This window comes from Streptomyces polyrhachis (assembly GCF_042663125.1).
GTDB classification, from domain to species: Bacteria; Actinomycetota; Actinomycetes; order Streptomycetales; family Streptomycetaceae; genus Streptomyces; species Streptomyces polyrhachii.
The window spans coordinates 13,871-30,815 of sequence record NZ_JBHSZO010000035.1 but is presented as its reverse complement, the minus strand read 5'-3'; the positions used below and the strand labels follow the sequence as shown (position 1 = coordinate 30,815).

Here is a 16,945-nt window from a genome sequence, read left to right as displayed (position 1 = left end):
CGATGACCTCGACGGCCGCAATCCCCGGCGGGCGCGACCGGCGGATCGTGCTGTGGCGGCACGGCCAGACCCCGTGGAACCTGGAGCGCCGCTTCCAGGGCTCCACGGACATCGAGCTGACCCCGGCCGGCGTGGCCCAGGCCCGCCGGTCGGCACGGCTGCTGGCCGCGCTGGAGCCGGACGCGATCATCTCCTCCGACCTCAGCCGCGCCCGCGCCACGGCCACCGAGCTGGCGGCGGTGACCGGGCTGGAGGCGCTCCACGACCCGGCGCTGCGCGAGACGTACGCGGGGGAGTGGCAGGGCCTCACCCACGACGAGATCATCGAGCGCTACGGCGAGCAGTACGCGGCGTGGAAGCGCGGCGAGCCGGTGCGCCGGGGCGGCGGCGAGCTGGAGACGGAGGTCGCCGACCGTGCGGCCCCGGTCGTCCTGGCGCACGCCGACAAGCTCCCCGACGGCGGCACGCTGGTCGTCGTCAGCCATGGCGGCACGATCCGCACCACGATCGGCCGGCTGCTGGGCATCGAGCCGCACCACTGGGAGTCGCTGGGCGGCCTGTCGAACTGCTGCTGGTCGGTCCTGGGCGAGGGCGCGCGCGGCTGGCGGCTGCAGGAGCACAACGCCGGGACGCTGCCGGAGCCGGTGCTGGGCGACGACGACTGACGGCGGCCGGCGATTTTTGTTTCTGCCCGATCAGCGGCTAAGCTTTGGCTCGTTCGCACGGGCACTCGCCCGCAGCGGGCGCGCGGGGCTATAGCTCAGTTGGTAGAGCGCTTGCATGGCATGCAAGAGGTCAGGAGTTCGATTCTCCTTAGCTCCACAGCGGCAGTACGAAGATCCCGTCCGGTCCACCGGGCGGGATCTTCGCGTTTCGGGCCGGCCCCGGCCGCCGTGGCGGCGGCCGGTGCGCTCGCGCCGCTGACCTGGCGGCCGGGGCGTGGCAGAATCCATGACGGCGGGTAGGGGCCCGGCACCGGAGGGAGGGTCTGCCGGATGAGGCAGAGCGACGCCCAGGGGTGCCGCGGGCGGTCTCCCGCCCTCGTCCAGGCGGCGGCCGGGGCTGCGCTGCAGTGTCCGGCGTGCGGTTCGACTCATGTCGCCCAGGTGCTCGGCGACAACGGCGGAGTGACGTATGTGTGCACGGCCTGCGGGCATAGCTGGAGCTGAGTGATGGGCGCTCACAGCCGGAAGTGCGACTGGTGCGGCAACGGCACCCCGATCGTGCGCGACATGGAGCCGCTCAACCCCGACTACCAGTACTGGTGCGAGGAGTGCGCCCGCGCGCTGATCATCAAGGGCGACCCGATCGAGACGTACCGCGAGCTGGAGGGCGAGCCCATCTACGGCCGCCTGCTGGACGAGCACTGCACGCTGAAGCGCTTCTACTCCTTCGCGACGGCGTGAGCTGCGCGCCGCCTGCGTGCGCCCGCGTGCGAAAGGTGGTCGATCCGGCCTGCGGGGGTCGTGTAAAGTAGGCGGAGCCGAAGCGGGTGACCGCGACGGAGATGCGGGGCTATAGCTCAGTTGGTAGAGCGCTTGCATGGCATGCAAGAGGTCAAGAGTTCGATTCTCTTTAGCTCCACAGAAAAGATCCCCCCAGACCGGGTCCGGTCCGGGGGGATCTTCTTATTCCGGGTGCGGTGGCGCGACGACCCGCTAATCTGCCTCCTGATCACTGCCAGGGGGGGGACCTGTGACGAGCAACAGCGCCAGACACCGCATGACGGCCACCGACGCCGCCCACCGGGTCACCTCGGGCGAGCTCTTCTTCGACCTCGTCTTCGTCTGCGCCATCACGCAGGTGACCGCGCTCATGGCCGCCGACCCCACCTGGCTGCGGCTCTTCGGCGCCGCGGTGGTGCTCGCGCTGCTGTGGTGGTGCTGGAGCTGCTTCGCCTGGCTGGGCAACGTGGTGCGCGCCGACTCCGGGCCGCTCTTCGGCGTGCTGATCGCCGTGATGTCGATCGTCATGGTCACCTCGCTGGTGGTCCCCGAGGTCTACGAGGACAAGGCCGGCGGAGTGCCCGCCGCGCTGGTCTTCGTGCTCTGCTACGGATCGGTCCGGCTGCTGCACCTCGCCTCCTACTGGGTCGCCCACCCCGGCGACGCCGCCCTGCGGGCCGTCCTGCGCCGGACGGCGCTGATCTCCGTGCTGCCCCCGTTCGTCCTGCTGCTGGCCGGCAGCCAGTTGCACGGCCGGGCGCAGGTGCTGGTCTGGCTCGGCGCCGTCGCCATCGACTACCTGGGCATCTACGTCACCGGCTCATCCGGCTGGCGCGTCAACTCCGCCGGGCACTTCGCCGAGCGGCACGGGCTGATCGTGATCATCGCGCTGGGCGAGTCGCTCGTGGCGATCGGCGTGGGAGCCGCCGGCTACGCCGTCACCGGCGCGGTGCTGGCCGCCGGGGTCGCCGGCGTGCTGGTCGCCGCCGGACTGTGGCTGCTGTACTTCCGCCGCGTCGCCGAGCCCGTCGAGGAGCGGCTGGCCTCGCTGGAGGGGGACGCCCGTACGACGCTGGCCCGCGACGCGTACACCTTCCTGCACCTGCCGCTGATCGCCGGCGTCGTCCTCACCGCCCTGGGTGTGGAGTCGGTGCTGCACCAGGCCGCCGACAGCGGGCACTACGACCTCGCCGAGCCGCTGCACGGCGTCCAGGCGTGGGCGCTGACCGGCGGCGTCGGCCTCTTCCTGCTGGGCACGGCGGCGATCCTGCTGCGCGTCGGCGCCCGGCGCCCGACCGCGCTCCTGGTCGCCGGGGCGCTCTGCCTGCCGGCCGGCCTGCTGGTCGCCCTGGTGCCGGCGCTGCTCGCGCTGGGCCTGCTCACGCTGGTGGTCCCGGCCGCGCTGCTCCTGCACCGCCGCGCCGGGCGCCGGGCGCCCGCGCAGGGGTGACGGCCCCTGTGCGGAGCGCTTCCGCACTGCGATACCCTGGCGCCATGCGTTCCGTACGCCTTCTGCTTAGCGGGCCGCGCTGACCAGGCAGCACCTCAGCGCGGCGTCCCCTCCTGTGCGAGGGGTTTTTTCATTCCCGGGCCCCGACCGCAGCGGTCACCGCGCCCGTAACCGCAGGCAGACGACGACCCCCGATGGAGCTTGAGGACGATGAGCGAGAGCACACCCGCCACCGAGGCGGCAGCCAACCCGCATCGATACACCGCCGGGCTGGCGGCGGACATCGAGGCACGCTGGCAGGACTTCTGGGACGAGCACGGCACCTACGCCGCCGAGGCCGAGCCCGGTTCGGAGCGCCCCTCGCGCTTCATCATGGACATGTTTCCCTACCCCTCGGGTGCGGGACTGCACGTCGGCCATCCGCTGGGCTACATCGCCACCGACGTCTCCGCCCGCTTCGACCGGATGACCGGCAAGAACGTCCTGCACACGCTGGGCTTCGACGCCTTCGGCCTGCCCGCCGAGCAGCACGCCGTCGCCACCGGCGAGCACCCCCGGATCACCACCGAGGCGGCCATCGCCACCATGAAGTCCCAGCTGCGCCGGCTGGGCCTGGGCCACGACAAGCGCCGCTCGTTCGCCACGATCGACCCGGACTACTACAAGTGGACCCAGTGGATCTTCCTGCAGATCTACAACTCCTGGTACGACGAGGAGGCCGGCAGCGCCCGCCCGATCGACACCCTGGTCGCGAAGTTCGAGGCCGGGGAGAAGGCCACCCCCGACGGCCGCCCCTGGTCCGGGCTGTCCGGGGTCGAGCGCGCCGATGTGCTGAGCGGCTACCGGCTGGCCTACTCCTCCGACTCGCCCGTCAACTGGTGCCCCGGGCTGGGCACCGTGCTGGCCAACGAGGAGGTCACCGCCGACGGCCGCTCCGAGCGCGGCAACTTCCCCGTCTTCAAGGCCAACCTGCGCCAGTGGATGATGCGCATCACCGCCTACGCCGACCGGCTGCTGGACGACCTGGACGGGCTGGACTGGCCCGAGGCCATCAAGCTGCAGCAGCGCAACTGGATCGGCCGCAGCGAGGGCGCCCGCGTCGACTTCGCCGTCGACGGCGCGGACGGCGAGAACATCACCGTCTTCACCACCCGCCCCGACACCCTGTGGGGCGCCACCTACATGGTGCTGGCGCCCGAACACCCGCTGGTGGAGAAGTTCACCCCGGCCGCCTGGCCCGAGGGCACCCGCGAGGCGTGGACCGGCGGGCACGCCTCGCCCGCCGAGGCCGTCGCCGAGTACCGCCGCCAGGCCGCCGCGAAGTCCGACGTCGAACGCCAGGCGGAGGCCAAGGACAAGACCGGCGTCTTCACCGGCGTCCACGCCGTCAACCCCGTCAACGGCGAGCGCGTCCCGGTCTTCATCGCCGACTACGTGCTGATGGGCTACGGCACCGGCGCCATCATGGCCGTCCCCGCCCACGACAGCCGCGACTTCGCCTTCGCCCGCGCCTTCGAGGTGCCGATGACCTGCGTCGTGGCGCCCACCGACGGCCGCGGGACGGACCCGGCCGGGTGGGACGAGGCATTCGTCTCGTACGAGGCGACGATCACCAACTCCGCCAACGAGCAGATCTCGCTGGACGGACTGGGCGTGGCCGAGGCCAAGGCCGCCGTCACCGACTGGCTGGCCGAGCGCGGCATCGGCGAAGGCACCGTCAACTTCCGGCTGCGCGACTGGCTCTTCTCCCGCCAGCGCTACTGGGGCGAGCCCTTCCCGATCGTCTACGACGAGCAGGGCGTCGCCCACGCGCTGCCCGAGTCGATGCTGCCGCTGGAGCTGCCGGAGGTCGAGGACTACTCGCCGCGCACCTTCGACGCGGACGACGCCGACACCGAGCCCGAGACGCCGCTGTCGCGCAACGAGGACTGGGTGAATGTCACCCTGGACCTGGGCGACGGCCCCAAGGCGTACCGGCGCGAGACCAACACGATGCCCAACTGGGCGGGCTCGTGCTGGTACGAGCTGCGCTACCTGGACCCGCACAACAGCGAGCAGCTGGTCGCGCCCGCGCTGGAGCGCTACTGGATGGGCCCCACCGAGGGCAAGCCGCACGGCGGCGTCGACCTGTACGTGGGCGGCGCGGAGCACGCGGTGCTGCACCTGCTGTACGCGCGCTTCTGGTCGAAGGTCCTGTACGACCTGGGTTATGTCTCCTCCGCCGAGCCCTTCCACAAGCTGTTCAACCAGGGCATGATCCAGGCGTTCGTCTACCGCGACGAGCGCGGCTTCCCGGTGGCGGCCACCGAGGTCGAGGAGCGCGACGGCGGCTTCTTCCACCAGGGCGAGCCCGTCCGGCGCGAGCTGGGCAAGATGGGCAAGTCGCTGAAGAACTCCGTCACGCCGGAGACCATCTGCGCCGAGTACGGGGCGGACACCCTGCGGCTGTACGAGATGGCGATGGGCCCGCTGGACGTCTCCCGCCCCTGGGACACCCGCGCGGTCGTCGGCCAGTACCGGCTGCTGCAGCGGCTGTGGCGCAACGTCGTCGACGAGGCCACCGGCGAGAGCACGGTCGTGGACGAGGCGCCGGACGAGGCGACCCTGCGCGCCGTGCACAAGGCGATCGACGGGGTCGGCGCCGACATGGCCGCCCTGCGCTTCAACACCGCCATCGCCAAGATCACCGAGCTGAACAACCAGGTGGTCAAGCTGGAGCGGGTCCCGCGCGAGGTGGCGGAGACGCTGGTGAAGCTGATCGCGCCGCTGGCCCCGCACGTGGCGGAGGAGCTGTGGCATCGGCTGGGGCACCAGACCTCGGTGGTCTACGAGGCGTTCCCCGTGGCCGACCCGGCCTACGTCGTGGACGAGTCCGTGACCTGCGTCGTGCAGATCAAGGGCAAGGTCAAGGCCCGGCTGGAGGTGTCCCCGTCGATCGGCGACACGGAGCTGGAGGCGGCGGCGCTGGCGGACCCGGCGATCGTCGCGGCGCTGGACGGCGCGACGATCCGCAAGGTCGTCGTGCGGGCGCCGAAGCTGGTGAACATCGTCGTGTGACGAGCGGGTAGGGGACTTCCCCCAGGGGAAGGCCGAGGGTCCTTCGGGCACCTTCGGCCTTCCCCTTCCGTTTAGGCTGGAGGAGTAAGGCTTCCGTCGGAAGGGGACCTCGTGGAGCTCGCGTTCTTGCTGCTGACGCTGCTGTTCGTGGTGTTCGTCGTCCTCGGCGCGGTCGCCGTGGTCAAGACCACCAAGGCGGTCAAGCGCGGTGTGGAGCGGACGGTCGCCGACACCCGCCGCTCCGTCACGGACGCTTCGCTGAAGGTGCGCAGCGCCGCCCAGCCGGGCGCCCTGGGCGAGATCGCCGCCGTCCGGCTGCGGCTGCGGACCTCCCTTGACTCGGCCCGTACGACGCTGCGGGCGGCGGCCCCCGGCGACAGCGGGGTCCAGGAGTCGCTGCAGCTGCTGGACCGGCTGTCCGAGTACGGCAGTCTGCTCGACGAGGAGCTGCGCCGGCTGGAGCGCGAGCCCGACAAGGCGCGTGTCGCGGAGCGGCTGGTGGAGGCCCGCCAGCGGGCGGAGCGCATCGGGCACTCGGCGGACTCCCTGCGCTGGGCGGCCCAGGACCGGGCGCGGCACGCGCAGGCCGACGGGCTGGAGGCGCTGCGGTCCGAGATCGACGTGGAGGCCGGGGCGCTGCGGCACTGGACGCCGCAGACGGCCGGCGAGGCGGAGGCGGCCTCGGGCGTGGGCGCCTCCCGGCCGGTTGACGGCGGTGCGGGCGCCGGGGCGCGCGGGATCGAGGCGGGGCGGGGCGAGACCCCGGACGCGTTCCAGACGCTGCTGGGAAGGATCGAGAAGGTGCGGCGGGCCGATCCGGCGTAGGGTCCGGCCGCCGGTGGGCCGGTGGCCCCCGCCCGCCGGCGGGTGCGTACGAGCTGGCCTGCGGTGACGGCTGCCGCCGGTCCCAGTAGGGTCTGGGGCATGTCCCGCAAGGTCGCCATTGTCACCGATTCCACGGCCTATCTGCCGCAGGAGGCGATCAGGCGCCACGGCATCACCGCCGTCCCCCTCACCGTCGTCCTCGGCGACCGCGCGCTGGAGGAGGGCACGGAGATTTCGGCGGTGTCCGTCGCGGAGGCGCTGCGCAGGCGCCGGCCGGTGACGACCTCGCGCCCGGCGCCCGAGCTCTTCGCCCGTACCTACGAGGAGGCGGCGGCCGCGGGGGCGGAGGGGATCGTCTCGCTGCACCTGTCGGCGGAGTTCTCCGGTACGTACGAGGCGGCGCTGCTCGCCGCGCGGGAGGCACCGGTCCCGGTGCGGGTGGTGGACACCGGCATGGTGGCGATGGCGCTGGGCTTCTGCGCGCTGGCGGCGGCCGAGACCGCCGAGGCGGGCGGCCCGCTGGACGAGGTGGTGGCGGCGGCGCGGCGCCGGGCTGCCGGGACCTCGACGTTCTTCTACGTGGACACGCTGGACTATCTGCGCCGGGGCGGCCGGATCGGCGCGGCGCAGGCGCTGCTGGGCTCGGCGCTGGCGGTGAAGCCGCTGCTGTCGCTGGAGGACGGTCGCATCCAGCTGCTGGAGAAGGTGCGGACCGCCTCGAAGGCGATCGCGCGGCTGGAGGAGCTGGTCGTCTCGCGGGTGGCGGCCGGTGAGGCGCAGGGGCCGGTGGACGTGGCGGTACACCATCTGGCGTCGATCGAGCGGGCCGAGGCGCTGGCGGAGCGGCTGCGGAAGCGGGTTGCGGGGCTGCGGGAGCTGTACGTCTCCGAGGTGGGGGCGGTCATCGGGGCGCATACGGGGCCGGGGCTGCTGGGGGTCGTCGTCTCGCGGTGAGGTGCTGGCGGGCGCTGTGACGTCACTCTGACGAGTGGCGGAGTTGTCCACAACCGGTGGGTTATCCCCAGCTATTGCCGCTGCTCGGCGCGGAGGGCCGGGGCGTGGCTAGCTTCGGGGCATGAGCACAGGAAACGCGACGACGGGGCCCGGGCGAGGGCCGGAGGTGCGGGAGCGGGACGGCCGTGGGCCGGGCGGCGGGCGGGGGCCGGGTGACGGCCGGCCGGGGCGGCGGAGGCTGGGCGGGGGGCGGGCGCGGGCAGCGGAGGTCCGGGCGCAGGCGGTGCGGGTGCGGGCGGGAGCGCTGTTCACGCCGAGGCTGCCGGGGGCAGGTCGGTCGGGAGTCACCGGTCACTCGGGTGCCGATCGCCCGGACCTCGGTCAACCGGGCGTTCCTCGACGGGACTTAGACCGGCGGGGCGTCGATCCGCAAGGCGTCGATCCGCAAGACGTGGGCGGGAGCGCTGACGCACGGGCGCCGTCGCCGGTCGGGCGGCTGCGGCTCTGGCTGTGGCTGCGCTGCGGGATGGAGCTGCGGACCGTGCTGGCCCTCACCGTGGTGCTCGTGGCCGCCGCCGCGTTCGCGGTGCACCATCTGTGGACGAGCCGCCCGCAGCCGCTGGCCCCGCCGCAGGCCGAGCGCCGGGCGGTCGCCGGGCCGCCCGCCGCTGCCGTCCCACAGCAACTCCCGGGCGCCGCACGGGAGGAGAGCGGGGCCGCTGGACAGGCCGCGGGGCAGATCGTGGTGGACGTGGTCGGCAAGGTCCGCCGCCCCGGCCTGCAGCGGCTGGCGCGCGGCGCCCGGGTGGAGGACGCGCTGACGGCGGCGGGCGGGGTGCGTCCGGGCACGGACACCGGGACGCTGAACCGCGCCCGGCTGCTCACCGACGGCGAGCAGCTCGTGGTCGGCGCCGCGCAGCCGCCCGGGGCGGCTCCCGGAATCCCGAATCAGGCAGCCCAGCCCGGCGCTCCTCTCAGCCTCAACACGGCGACGGCCGAGCAGCTCGACGGGCTGCCGGGCATCGGTCCGGTGCTGGCCGGGCACATCGTCGACTACCGCGCTCAGCACGGGGCGTTCACCTCGCTGGACCAGCTGCGCGAGGTGAACGGGATCGGTCCGCAGCGGTTCGCGGAGCTGAAGCGGTTGGTGACGCTGTGAGGCGGCGCTCCGGGCCGGACACGGCCGCGGGCCGGCGGGCGGCGGAAGGGGCGGTGGCAGCAGGGCCTGTGGCGGAAGGGCCTGTGGACCTGCGGCTGGTGCCGCCCGCGGTGGGCGCCTGGGCAGCGGCGGCGGTGGCGCTCGGCGCGCCGGGCGGCTGGGCGCCGGCCGCCTGTGCGGTGGGGGTGCTGGTGGGCGTGGGGCTGGTGCTGGTGGCGGTGCGGCAGCTGGAGTGGGGCGCGGGGACGGGGGCCGGGTCCGCCGGGGAGGAGGGTGGCGGTGGGGAGGCCGGTGGTGAGGGCGGCGGGGAGACCGCGCGGCGGTTGCTCGGCGCCGCTGCCGCGACGGTGTTCTGCGCGGCGACGTCCGCCGGTGTCGCGGCGGTGCACGGCGCGGATGTCACGCGCGGGCCTGTCCAGGGGCTTGCGCGGTCGTACGGGGAGGGGCGGTTCGAGGTGGAGGTCACGGCCGATCCGCGCGCCACCCGGCCGCGGGTGCGGGGCGCTGCCCGGGCGCCGGTGGGGGTGGTGGTCGAGGGGCGGGCGGTGCGGGTGGCGGAGGAGTCGGGGAGGGAGACGCGGACGCACACGCCTGTGCTGGTGATCGTCACGCCGGAGCCGGAGCCGGAGCCGGAGCCGGAGCCGGAGCCGGAGCCGGAGCCGGAGCCGGGATCCGAGTCGGGATCCGAGTCGGGATCGGTGGTGGAGGAGGGGCCGGATGCGGAGGAGGGGGCGGGCGGATCAGCGCAGGGGGCGTGGCTGGCTTTGCTGCCCTCGACGCGTATCCGGGTGGAGGCCCGCGCCGCGCCGCCCTCCTTCGGGGGCGACGCCTTCGCTGCCGCGCTGCGGGTGCGCGGGGGCGGGCCGCCCGACGTCGTGCGGGGGCCGAGCGGGGTGCAGCGTTTCGCCGGGGAGCTGCGGGCCGGGCTGCGGGAGGCCGCCGATCCGCTGGGGGCGGATGCCCGTGCCCTGCTGCCGGGGCTGGTCGTGGGGGACACCTCGCGGATCACCGCCGAGCTGAGCGACGCCTTCCACACCACCGACCTCACCCACCTGCTGGCCGTGTCCGGCGCCAATCTCACCATTGTGCTGGCCGTGCTCATCGGACCGCCGCACCTGGCCGCCCGCGCCGAACGGCGGGGCCTCGCACGCCGGTTGGGGCTCTCGATACGGACGACCGTGCTCGCCGCCGGCGGTCTCACGCTCGCCTTCGTGGTCGTCTGCCGGCCCGAGCCCAGCGTGCTGCGCGCCGCCGCCTGCGGGCTGATCACCCTGCTCGCCATCGCCACCGGGCGCCGCCGCTCGCTCCTGCCCGCGCTGGCCGGGGCCGTGCTGCTCCTGGTCCTCCTCGACCCCTGGCTGGCCCGCGACTACGGCTTCCTGCTCTCCGTGCTCGCCACCGGCGCCCTGCTCACCCTCGCGCCCCGCTGGGCCGCCGGGCTGCGGGCCCGGGGCTGGCCGCCGCGCCTGGCCGAGGGCCTCGCGGCGGCCGGGGCGGCGCACGCGGTCTGCGCACCGGTGGTGGCGGTGCTCGCCGCCCGCGTCAGCCTGGTCGCCGTCCCCTGCAACCTGCTCGCCGAACCGGCCGTCGCCCCCGCCACCGTGCTGGGCTTCGCCGCGCTCGCCACCGCGCCCCTCGCGCTCCCCGTGGCGCGGGGGCTCGCCCGGCTGGCGTCCTGGCCGGTGGAGTGGATCGCCGGAGTCGCCCGCACCGGCGCCTCGCTGCCGGGCGCCCAACTCCCCTGGCCGGGCAGCTGGCCGGGGGCGCTCCTCCTCGCGCTGGCGATCCTCGCCGTGCTGCTCACCGGGCGCAGGCTGCTGCGCCGCGGCCGGGTCTGCGCCCTGGTGGCGCTGCTGCTGCTCGTCGTGATCACCCGGCCGCCGCCGCTGACGCGCGTCCTCACCGGCTGGCCGCCGTCCGGCTGGCGGCTGGCGGCCTGCGCGGTGGGGCAGGGCGACGCGCTGGTGGTGTCGCTCGGCGGCGGCTCCGCGCTGGTCGTGGACGCGGGGCCCGAGCCGCGCCCGGTGGACCACTGCCTGCGCCGACTCGGAGTCACCCGCATCCCGCTGCTGGTGCTCACGCACTTCCACGCCGACCACGTGGACGGGCTGCCCGGCGTCCTGCGCGGCCGGTCGGTCGGCGCCGTGCAGACGACCACGCTGGACGAACCACCGGGCCAGGCCGCCTTCGTCCACCGCCTGGCCGCCCGGGCGCGCGTGCCGGTGATCCGGGCGCAGGCAGGGGAGCGGCGCCGCTCGGGCGGGGTGTCGTGGGAGGTGCTGTGGCCGGCGGCGGGCCGGGCCGACGGCCCGAACGACGCCAGCGTCACCCTGCTCGTGCGCACGGCGGACCTGACCCTGCTCCTTCCCGGCGACCTGGAGCCCCCGGCCCAGGAGGAGCTCCTGGCCGCCCACCCCGCGCTCCCCCCGATCGACGTCCTGAAGGTCCCCCACCACGGCTCCGCCTACCAGCACCCCGCCCTCCTCACGGGACTGTCCCCCCGCGTCGCCCTGGTCAGCGCGGGCCGGGACAACCCGTACGGCCACCCCTCCCCCCGCACCCTCGACGCCCTGCGGATATCCGGCGCGCGGGTCCTGCGCACCGACACCCAGGGCTCGCTGGCCGTACTGCCGGGCGCCCGCACGGTCGTCTCCGGTGGCCCGTAGCGCCGTGCCCACCCGCCTCTGGGACACTCGGCCCGTGAGTGAAGCCACGCAGCGCCATGTCCTCGTCCTGCCCGACCGCGACGCCGCCGAGGAGGTGGCGGAGGAGATCGCCGAGACCTTCGCGCCGCCCTCGGAGCCCCGGCTCGTGCGGGACGCCCTGGCCGGCGAGGACGACGCCGAGGACGCCCAGTGGCTCGTCGTGGTCGAGGACCCGGACGGCGCGCTGCCGGCGGCCCGGCTGGCGGAGTTGGCCGCCGACCGCGAAGGGTGGCTGGAGGCCCCCTGACCCCGGCCGCCGGGCGGCCGGCGGCGCTCGGCCCCACCCGGTCGCGGGCCGCCCGGCCGCGCTGTCGGTGGGCCGTGCCATGCTGGACCGCGATGGCCAGGAAAACAGCAGCAGACGACAGCAGTCCCCTCGCCCCCCTCACGGTGGCCGTGGGCCAGGAGGAGCTGCTCCTGGACCGCGCGGTGGCCGAGGTGGTGGCGGCGGCCCGCGCCGGCGACCCCGACACGGACGTGCGGGAGCTGCTGCCCGACGCCCTCCAGCCGGGCACGCTGGCGGAGTTGACCAGCCCCTCGCTCTTCGCCGAGCGCAAGGTCGTCGTGGTGCGCCAGGCGCAGGACCTCTCGGCGGACACGGTCAAGGACGTGAAGGCGTATCTGGCCGCGCCCGCCGAGGAGATCACGCTGGTGCTGCTGCACGCGGGCGGCGCCAAGGGCAAGGGCCTGCTCGACGCGGCGCGCAAGTCCGGCGCCCGCGAGGTGGCCTGCGCCAAGCTGACCAAGCCGGCCGACCGACTCGCTTTCGTACGGGGGGAGTTCCGTGCCGCCGGCCGGCAGGCGTCCCCCGCGGCCTGCGAGGCGCTCGTCGACGCCCTCGGCAGCGATCTGCGGGAGCTGGCCTCCGCGGCGGCGCAGCTCGCGGCGGACGTCGAGGGCGCGATCGACGAGCGGGTGGTCGCGCGCTACTACACGGGCCGCGCGGAGGCGTCGAGCTTCGAGATCGCCGACCGCGCGGTGGAGGGCCGCCCGGCCGAGGCGCTGGAGGCGCTGCGCTGGGCGCTGGGCACGGGCGTGGCCCCGGTGCTGATCACCAGCGCGCTGGCCCAGGGCGTCCGCTCCATCGGCAAGCTGGCCTCCGCGCCGCGGACCATGCGGCCGGGCGACCTCGCCCGCGAGCTGGGGATGCCGCCGTGGAAGATCGACCGGGTCCGCCAGCAGATGCGCAACTGGTCCGCGGACGGCGTCTCGCGGGCCCTGCGCGCGGTGGCGGAGGCGGACGCCGCGGTCAAGGGAGCCGGCGCCGACCCGGCGTACGCGCTGGAGCGTGCGGTGGTGACGATCGCCCAGGCGGCGCGCGGGCGCTGACCGGGCCGGCGCCCCTACTCCGCCCGCACCACCAGCATCGCCAGATCGTCCTCCGGCGGCGTGGGCCCGAAGGTGTGCACCGCCTGGCGGATCCGCGCGGCCACACCCGCCGCCGTGAGCCCCGTACAGCCGGCGAGGGCCGCCGCCAGCCCGTCGTTGTCGTCGAAGAGCCGCTTCCCGCTCCGGTGCTCGGTCACCCCGTCGGTCACACAGAGCAGGGTGTCCCCGGCGGCGAGGTCGAATGACTCCGCCCCGTAGCGGGCGTCCTCCACCACCCCGAGCAGCACCTGCGGCGAGGCCACCGTCCGCACCTTCCCGTCCGGACTCAAAACGAGCGGCAGCGGATGCCCCGCCGAGGCCAGCGTGCAGTGCGCGCCGCCGCGCCCCTCGCCGTAGGGCAGCAGCTCGCCGTAGAGCAGCGAGAGGAACTTCGCCGAGTCGGGCGCCGAGGGCGTCGAGGGAAGGTGCCCGCTCACCGCCGCGGCCGCCGCCCCGACGGCCACCACCGCGTCCTGCGCCAGCGTCCGGTTGAGCCGGCGCAGCACCTCCGCCACCGAGCACCCCTCCCGCCCCAGCAGCCGCAGCACCGGCCGGGCCAGGCCCGTCACCACCGCCGCCTCGGGCCCGTTGCCGCAGACATCGCCCAGCGCGAAGCACCAGCGTCCGTCGCCGATGGGGAAGAGGTCCCAGAAGTCGCCCCCGGCCCAGGCGTGGTCGGCCGGCTCGTAGACGACGTGCACGTCCAGGCCCGGGGGCTTGGGCACCCCGCTGGGCAGCAGCGCGCGCTGGAGCACCGTGCTGATGGTCTCCTGGCGGGTGTAGCGCCGCGCGGCGGTCAGCGCGTGCGCGACCCGCCGCGCGAACTCCTCGATCACGTCGGGGACCTCACCGGACGGCGCAGCGTGCCCCTCCGGCCCCGAACGCCCCAGCGCCACCGCGCCGACCCGTCGCCCGCCGGCGACCAGCCGGCACACCACCGCCGATCCGCCCAGCGCCTCGCGCACCCCCGCAAGACCGTCCCCGCAGTGCACCACGGCGGCCCGCTCACCGTGGGGCGGCTTTGGGGACCACCGCTCCAGGGAGTCGCGCACCCCGTCGATCCGGTCCTCCCGCAGATGCCAGACCTGCGCGAGGCGCGGCCGCCCCGGGGAGGCCCCCGCGCCGCCCGGGTCCTCCAGCCAGATCGCGGCCCAGTCCGCGAACCTCGGCACCAGCAGCTGCGCCGCCAGCGAGGCGACCAGCTCCTCGTCGAACTGGCCGGTCAGGATGTCGGAGGTCTCGGCGAGGAAGGAGTAGCCGGCCGCCGCGTGGCCGTGCTGCCGGCGCACCTGCACCGCGGTCTCCTGCGCGTACGCGTGGGAGGACGGGTGGACGGGCGGGACGTGCCGGGGGGCCACCAGCCGCGGCGCGTCGCCCTGCTCCCAGGAGCCTTGGACCGCCTCGCCCCCGTCCCACGGCGCCCCCGTCAGCGCCAGCCGGAACCACACCGTCTTCCCCGACCGCCGGTAGACCACTCCCCACGAGTCCGCCAGCTCCGCGACCACCCGCAGCCCGATCCCCCGGCGCGACCGCTCCTCCACCACGGCCGCCGGACCCTCGGCCCCCGGCACCCCTAACGCGCCCTGCCCGTCGCGCACCTCGCCCACCAGCGCCGGACCGTGCTCCTCCGTCGGCCCCGGGCCGCAGTCCGCGCCCGGGGCGAGCCGCAGCCGGATCTCGACGTCGGTACGCGCGTGCAGCACGGCGTTGGTCACCAGCTCGCTGGTCAGCAGCAGGGCGTCGTCGATCACCTCGGCGCCGAGACGGTGGCCGTCGTCCCTCGCCCGCCAGTCGTACAGGGTGGCCCGTACGAACGCGCGGGCCGTCGTCGCGGCCGTCTCGTCGCCGCGCAGCGCTGTGGTCGCCTCGCGGAGGTCGCAGCGATCGCTTCGAAGCGGTGTCGAGCCCACTCTCACGCCGCCAGGGTGGCAGACCGGGGGCGGCTATACGCGCCAAGTTACGGAAGTGGCGGCTTTCGGTGGCGGCGCGGCGAACGCGTACGGAACGCCGGTGGGCGCGGACGGGACCCCGTCCGCGCCCACCGGGGCACCACCGCCCACCGGCGCCTACTTGGCCACGGAGCCCTCGTACATCTCATCGATCAGCGCCTTGAACTGCCGCTCCACCACCGGCCGCTTGAGCTTCAGGCTCGGCGTCAGCTCACCGTGCTCGATGTCCAGGTCGCGCGGCAGGATGCGGAACTGCTTGACCGTCTGCCAGCGCTGCAGCCCCTCGTTGAGCTGCTTGACGTAGGCCGCCAGCATCGCCTGGGTCTCGGCCGCGGCCAGCAGCTCGGAGTAGTCCTTGCCCGCCAGGCCCTCCTGCTCGGCGCCCCAGCCCAGCAGCGCCGGCTCGTCCAGGGAGATCAGCGCGGTGCAGAAGTTGCGGTTGGCGCCGATGACGACGATCGAGCCGACGTACGGGCAGATCGCCTTGAAGCGGCCCTCGACCTCGCTCGGGGCGATGTACTTGCCGCCGGACGTCTTGATCAGGTCCTTCTTGCGGTCCGTGATGCGCAGGTAGCCGTCCGCGGACAGCTCCCCGATGTCGCCGGTGTGGAACCAGCCGTCGGACTCCAGCACCTCCGCCGTCTGCTCGGGGAGGTTGTGGTAGCCCTGCATGACACCCGGGCCGCGCAGCAGGATCTCGCCGTCCTCGGCGATGCGCACCTCGCAGCCGGGGACCGGCTTGCCGACCATGCCCGTGCGGTACGACTCGTGGCGGTTGACGAAGCTGGCGGCGGAGGTCTCCGTGAGCCCGTAGCCCTCCAGGACCGGGATGCCCGCGCCGGCGAAGAAGTAGCCGATCTCCGGGGAGAGCGCCGCCGAGCCGGAGACGCAGCCCTTCATCCGGCCGCCGAACGCCGCACGCAGCTTGACGTAGACCAGCTTGTCGGCCACGGCGTGCTTGAGGCCCAGCCCCAGCGGCACCGTGCGGTTGCCGGTCTTGACGTAGTTGGCCTGGCCGGCCTTGGCGTACTCGCGGGCGACCTCCGCCGCCCACTGGAAGATCCTGTACTTGGCGCCGCCCGCCGCCCGCGCCTTGTTGGCGACCCCGTTGTAGACCTTCTCGTAGATCCGCGGCACGCCGCACATCTTCGTCGGGCGGATCGTCGGCAGGTTCTCCACGATCTTGTCGACCCGGCCGTCCACCGCCATCACATGGCCGACCGTGATGTGCCCGGCCACCAGCACCTTGCCGAAGACGTGCGCCAGCGGCAGCCAGAGGTACTCCACGTCCTCCGGCTCCAGCAGGTCGATCGACCTGATCGCCAGCCCCATGTACGACCAGCTGTCGTGCGCCAGGCGCACGCCCTTGGGGCGGCCCGTGGTGCCGGAGGTGTAGATCAGGGTGGCCAGCTGCCCGGGACGCAGCGAGGCGATGCGCTCGGTGACCGCCTCCGGGTTCTTCTCCAGGTAGGCGGCGCCCCGCTCCTCCAGCTGCGCCAGGGACAGCACGAAGTCCTCCGGGTCGCCCTCGGCGGCGGTGGCGTCCTCGGCGGCGATGACCACGACGTGCCGCAGCTCCGGCAGCTCGGCGCGCCGCTCGCGCACCTTGGCCAGCTGCACACCGTCCTCGGCGATCAGCACCCGGCTGCCGGAGTCGGCGAGGATGTACGCGGTCTCCTCGACGTTCGTCGTCGGGTAGACGGTGGTGTTCGCCGCGCCCGCGCACAGCAGGCCCAGGTCGGCCAGGATCCACTCGACCCGGGTGGCGGAGGCCACCGCGACACGCTCCTCCGGCTGGACACCCAGGTCGATCAGACCGGCCGCGATACGGAACACCCGCTGGGCGGCCTGGCCCCAGGTCAGCTCCAGCCACTCCTCGCCACCCCCCGCGGCGGCCGCCGGGAAGCGGAACGCGGTGCGGTCGGGGGTCGCCGCCACACGCTCCTGGAACAGGATGGCCACCGAGGAAGGACGGCTCTCGAGCAGCTTCTGGGTGTCGTTCACGGTCACAACGTCCTCCGGGCAAGGGGGGC

12 protein-coding genes and 2 tRNA genes are annotated in these 16,945 nt (G+C 74.5%); 12 read left to right on the top strand and 2 right to left on the bottom strand.

The annotated features are described in order from the left end of the window. Nucleotides 1-2 precede the first annotated feature (2 nt). The 12 genes from ACFQLX_RS20355 (at nucleotide 3) to holA (ending at nucleotide 12,924) form a co-directional block, all read left to right on the top strand. Nucleotides 3-665: a histidine phosphatase family protein gene (locus ACFQLX_RS20355; RefSeq protein ID WP_386417199.1), complete on the top strand. Its 663-nt coding sequence runs from the start codon at nucleotides 3-5 to the stop codon at nucleotides 663-665. A gap of 84 nt (nucleotides 666-749) precedes the next feature. Then, nucleotides 750-822 (top strand) — tRNA-Ala (locus ACFQLX_RS20350). Between the two features lie 350 nt (nucleotides 823-1,172). Beyond that, nucleotides 1,173-1,406, top strand: a complete 234-nt coding sequence (locus tag ACFQLX_RS20345; RefSeq protein WP_026276023.1) for a hypothetical protein — start codon at nucleotides 1,173-1,175, stop codon at nucleotides 1,404-1,406. Nucleotides 1,407-1,511: 105 nt separating this feature from the next. Beyond that, nucleotides 1,512-1,584, top strand: a tRNA-Ala gene (locus ACFQLX_RS20340). A gap of 111 nt (nucleotides 1,585-1,695) precedes the next feature. Beyond that, complete coding sequence (locus tag ACFQLX_RS20335; RefSeq protein ID WP_386417197.1) at nucleotides 1,696-2,895, top strand: low temperature requirement protein A; 1,200 nt, start codon at nucleotides 1,696-1,698, stop codon at nucleotides 2,893-2,895. 210 nt (nucleotides 2,896-3,105) lie between these two features. Beyond that, on the top strand, nucleotides 3,106-5,952 hold the full coding sequence (leuS, locus tag ACFQLX_RS20330) for a leucine--tRNA ligase (RefSeq protein WP_386417196.1): 2,847 nt from the start codon (nucleotides 3,106-3,108) through the stop codon (nucleotides 5,950-5,952). Between the two features lie 111 nt (nucleotides 5,953-6,063). After that, the gene (locus ACFQLX_RS20325) at nucleotides 6,064-6,777 is read left to right on the top strand and encodes a hypothetical protein (protein ID WP_386417194.1); all 714 of its coding nucleotides are present in this window, start codon (nucleotides 6,064-6,066) and stop codon (nucleotides 6,775-6,777) included. 99 nt (nucleotides 6,778-6,876) lie between these two features. Beyond that, nucleotides 6,877-7,731 (top strand): DegV family protein, encoded by an 855-nt coding sequence (locus ACFQLX_RS20320; protein WP_386417193.1) that lies wholly within the window; start codon nucleotides 6,877-6,879, stop codon nucleotides 7,729-7,731. A 451-nt stretch (nucleotides 7,732-8,182) separates the two neighbouring features. Beyond that, a complete protein-coding gene (locus ACFQLX_RS20315; RefSeq protein ID WP_386417191.1) occupies nucleotides 8,183-8,890 on the top strand; it encodes a ComEA family DNA-binding protein in 708 nt (235 codons plus the stop codon). A gap of 68 nt (nucleotides 8,891-8,958) precedes the next feature. Further along, a complete protein-coding gene (locus tag ACFQLX_RS20310; protein WP_386417189.1) occupies nucleotides 8,959-11,556 on the top strand; it encodes a ComEC/Rec2 family competence protein in 2,598 nt (865 codons plus the stop codon). Between the two features lie 34 nt (nucleotides 11,557-11,590). Next, nucleotides 11,591-11,842 (top strand): hypothetical protein, encoded by a 252-nt coding sequence (locus tag ACFQLX_RS20305; protein ID WP_386417187.1) that lies wholly within the window; start codon nucleotides 11,591-11,593, stop codon nucleotides 11,840-11,842. Nucleotides 11,843-11,934: 92 nt separating this feature from the next. Then, nucleotides 11,935-12,924 (top strand): DNA polymerase III subunit delta, encoded by a 990-nt coding sequence (gene holA / locus ACFQLX_RS20300; RefSeq protein ID WP_386417185.1) that lies wholly within the window; start codon nucleotides 11,935-11,937, stop codon nucleotides 12,922-12,924. A 14-nt stretch (nucleotides 12,925-12,938) separates the two neighbouring features. On the opposite strand, the gene ACFQLX_RS20295 is transcribed toward holA, so the two are convergent. Continuing rightward, nucleotides 12,939-14,879, bottom strand: a complete 1,941-nt coding sequence (locus tag ACFQLX_RS20295; RefSeq protein WP_386417183.1) for a SpoIIE family protein phosphatase — start codon at nucleotides 14,877-14,879, stop codon at nucleotides 12,939-12,941. A gap of 150 nt (nucleotides 14,880-15,029) precedes the next feature. Next, nucleotides 15,030-16,916 carry an AMP-dependent synthetase/ligase gene (locus ACFQLX_RS20290; RefSeq protein ID WP_386417182.1) on the bottom strand — a complete coding sequence of 629 codons (1,887 nt, stop codon included), beginning with the start codon at nucleotides 16,914-16,916 and terminating at the stop codon, nucleotides 15,030-15,032. Between the last annotated feature and the right edge of the window lie 29 nt (nucleotides 16,917-16,945).

Bases quoted from the DNA above. Each gene is read 5' to 3' on its own strand.
- ACFQLX_RS20355 (WP_386417199.1), top strand. From the start codon at position 3: ATGACCTCGACGGCCGCAATCCCCGGCGGGCGCGACCGGCGGATCGTG.
- ACFQLX_RS20320 (WP_386417193.1), top strand. From the start codon at position 6,877: ATGTCCCGCAAGGTCGCCATTGTCACCGATTCCACGGCCTATCTGCCG.
- leuS (WP_386417196.1), top strand. From the start codon at position 3,106: ATGAGCGAGAGCACACCCGCCACCGAGGCGGCAGCCAACCCGCATCGA.
- holA (WP_386417185.1), top strand. From the start codon at position 11,935: ATGGCCAGGAAAACAGCAGCAGACGACAGCAGTCCCCTCGCCCCCCTC.
- ACFQLX_RS20345 (WP_026276023.1), top strand. From the start codon at position 1,173: ATGGGCGCTCACAGCCGGAAGTGCGACTGGTGCGGCAACGGCACCCCG.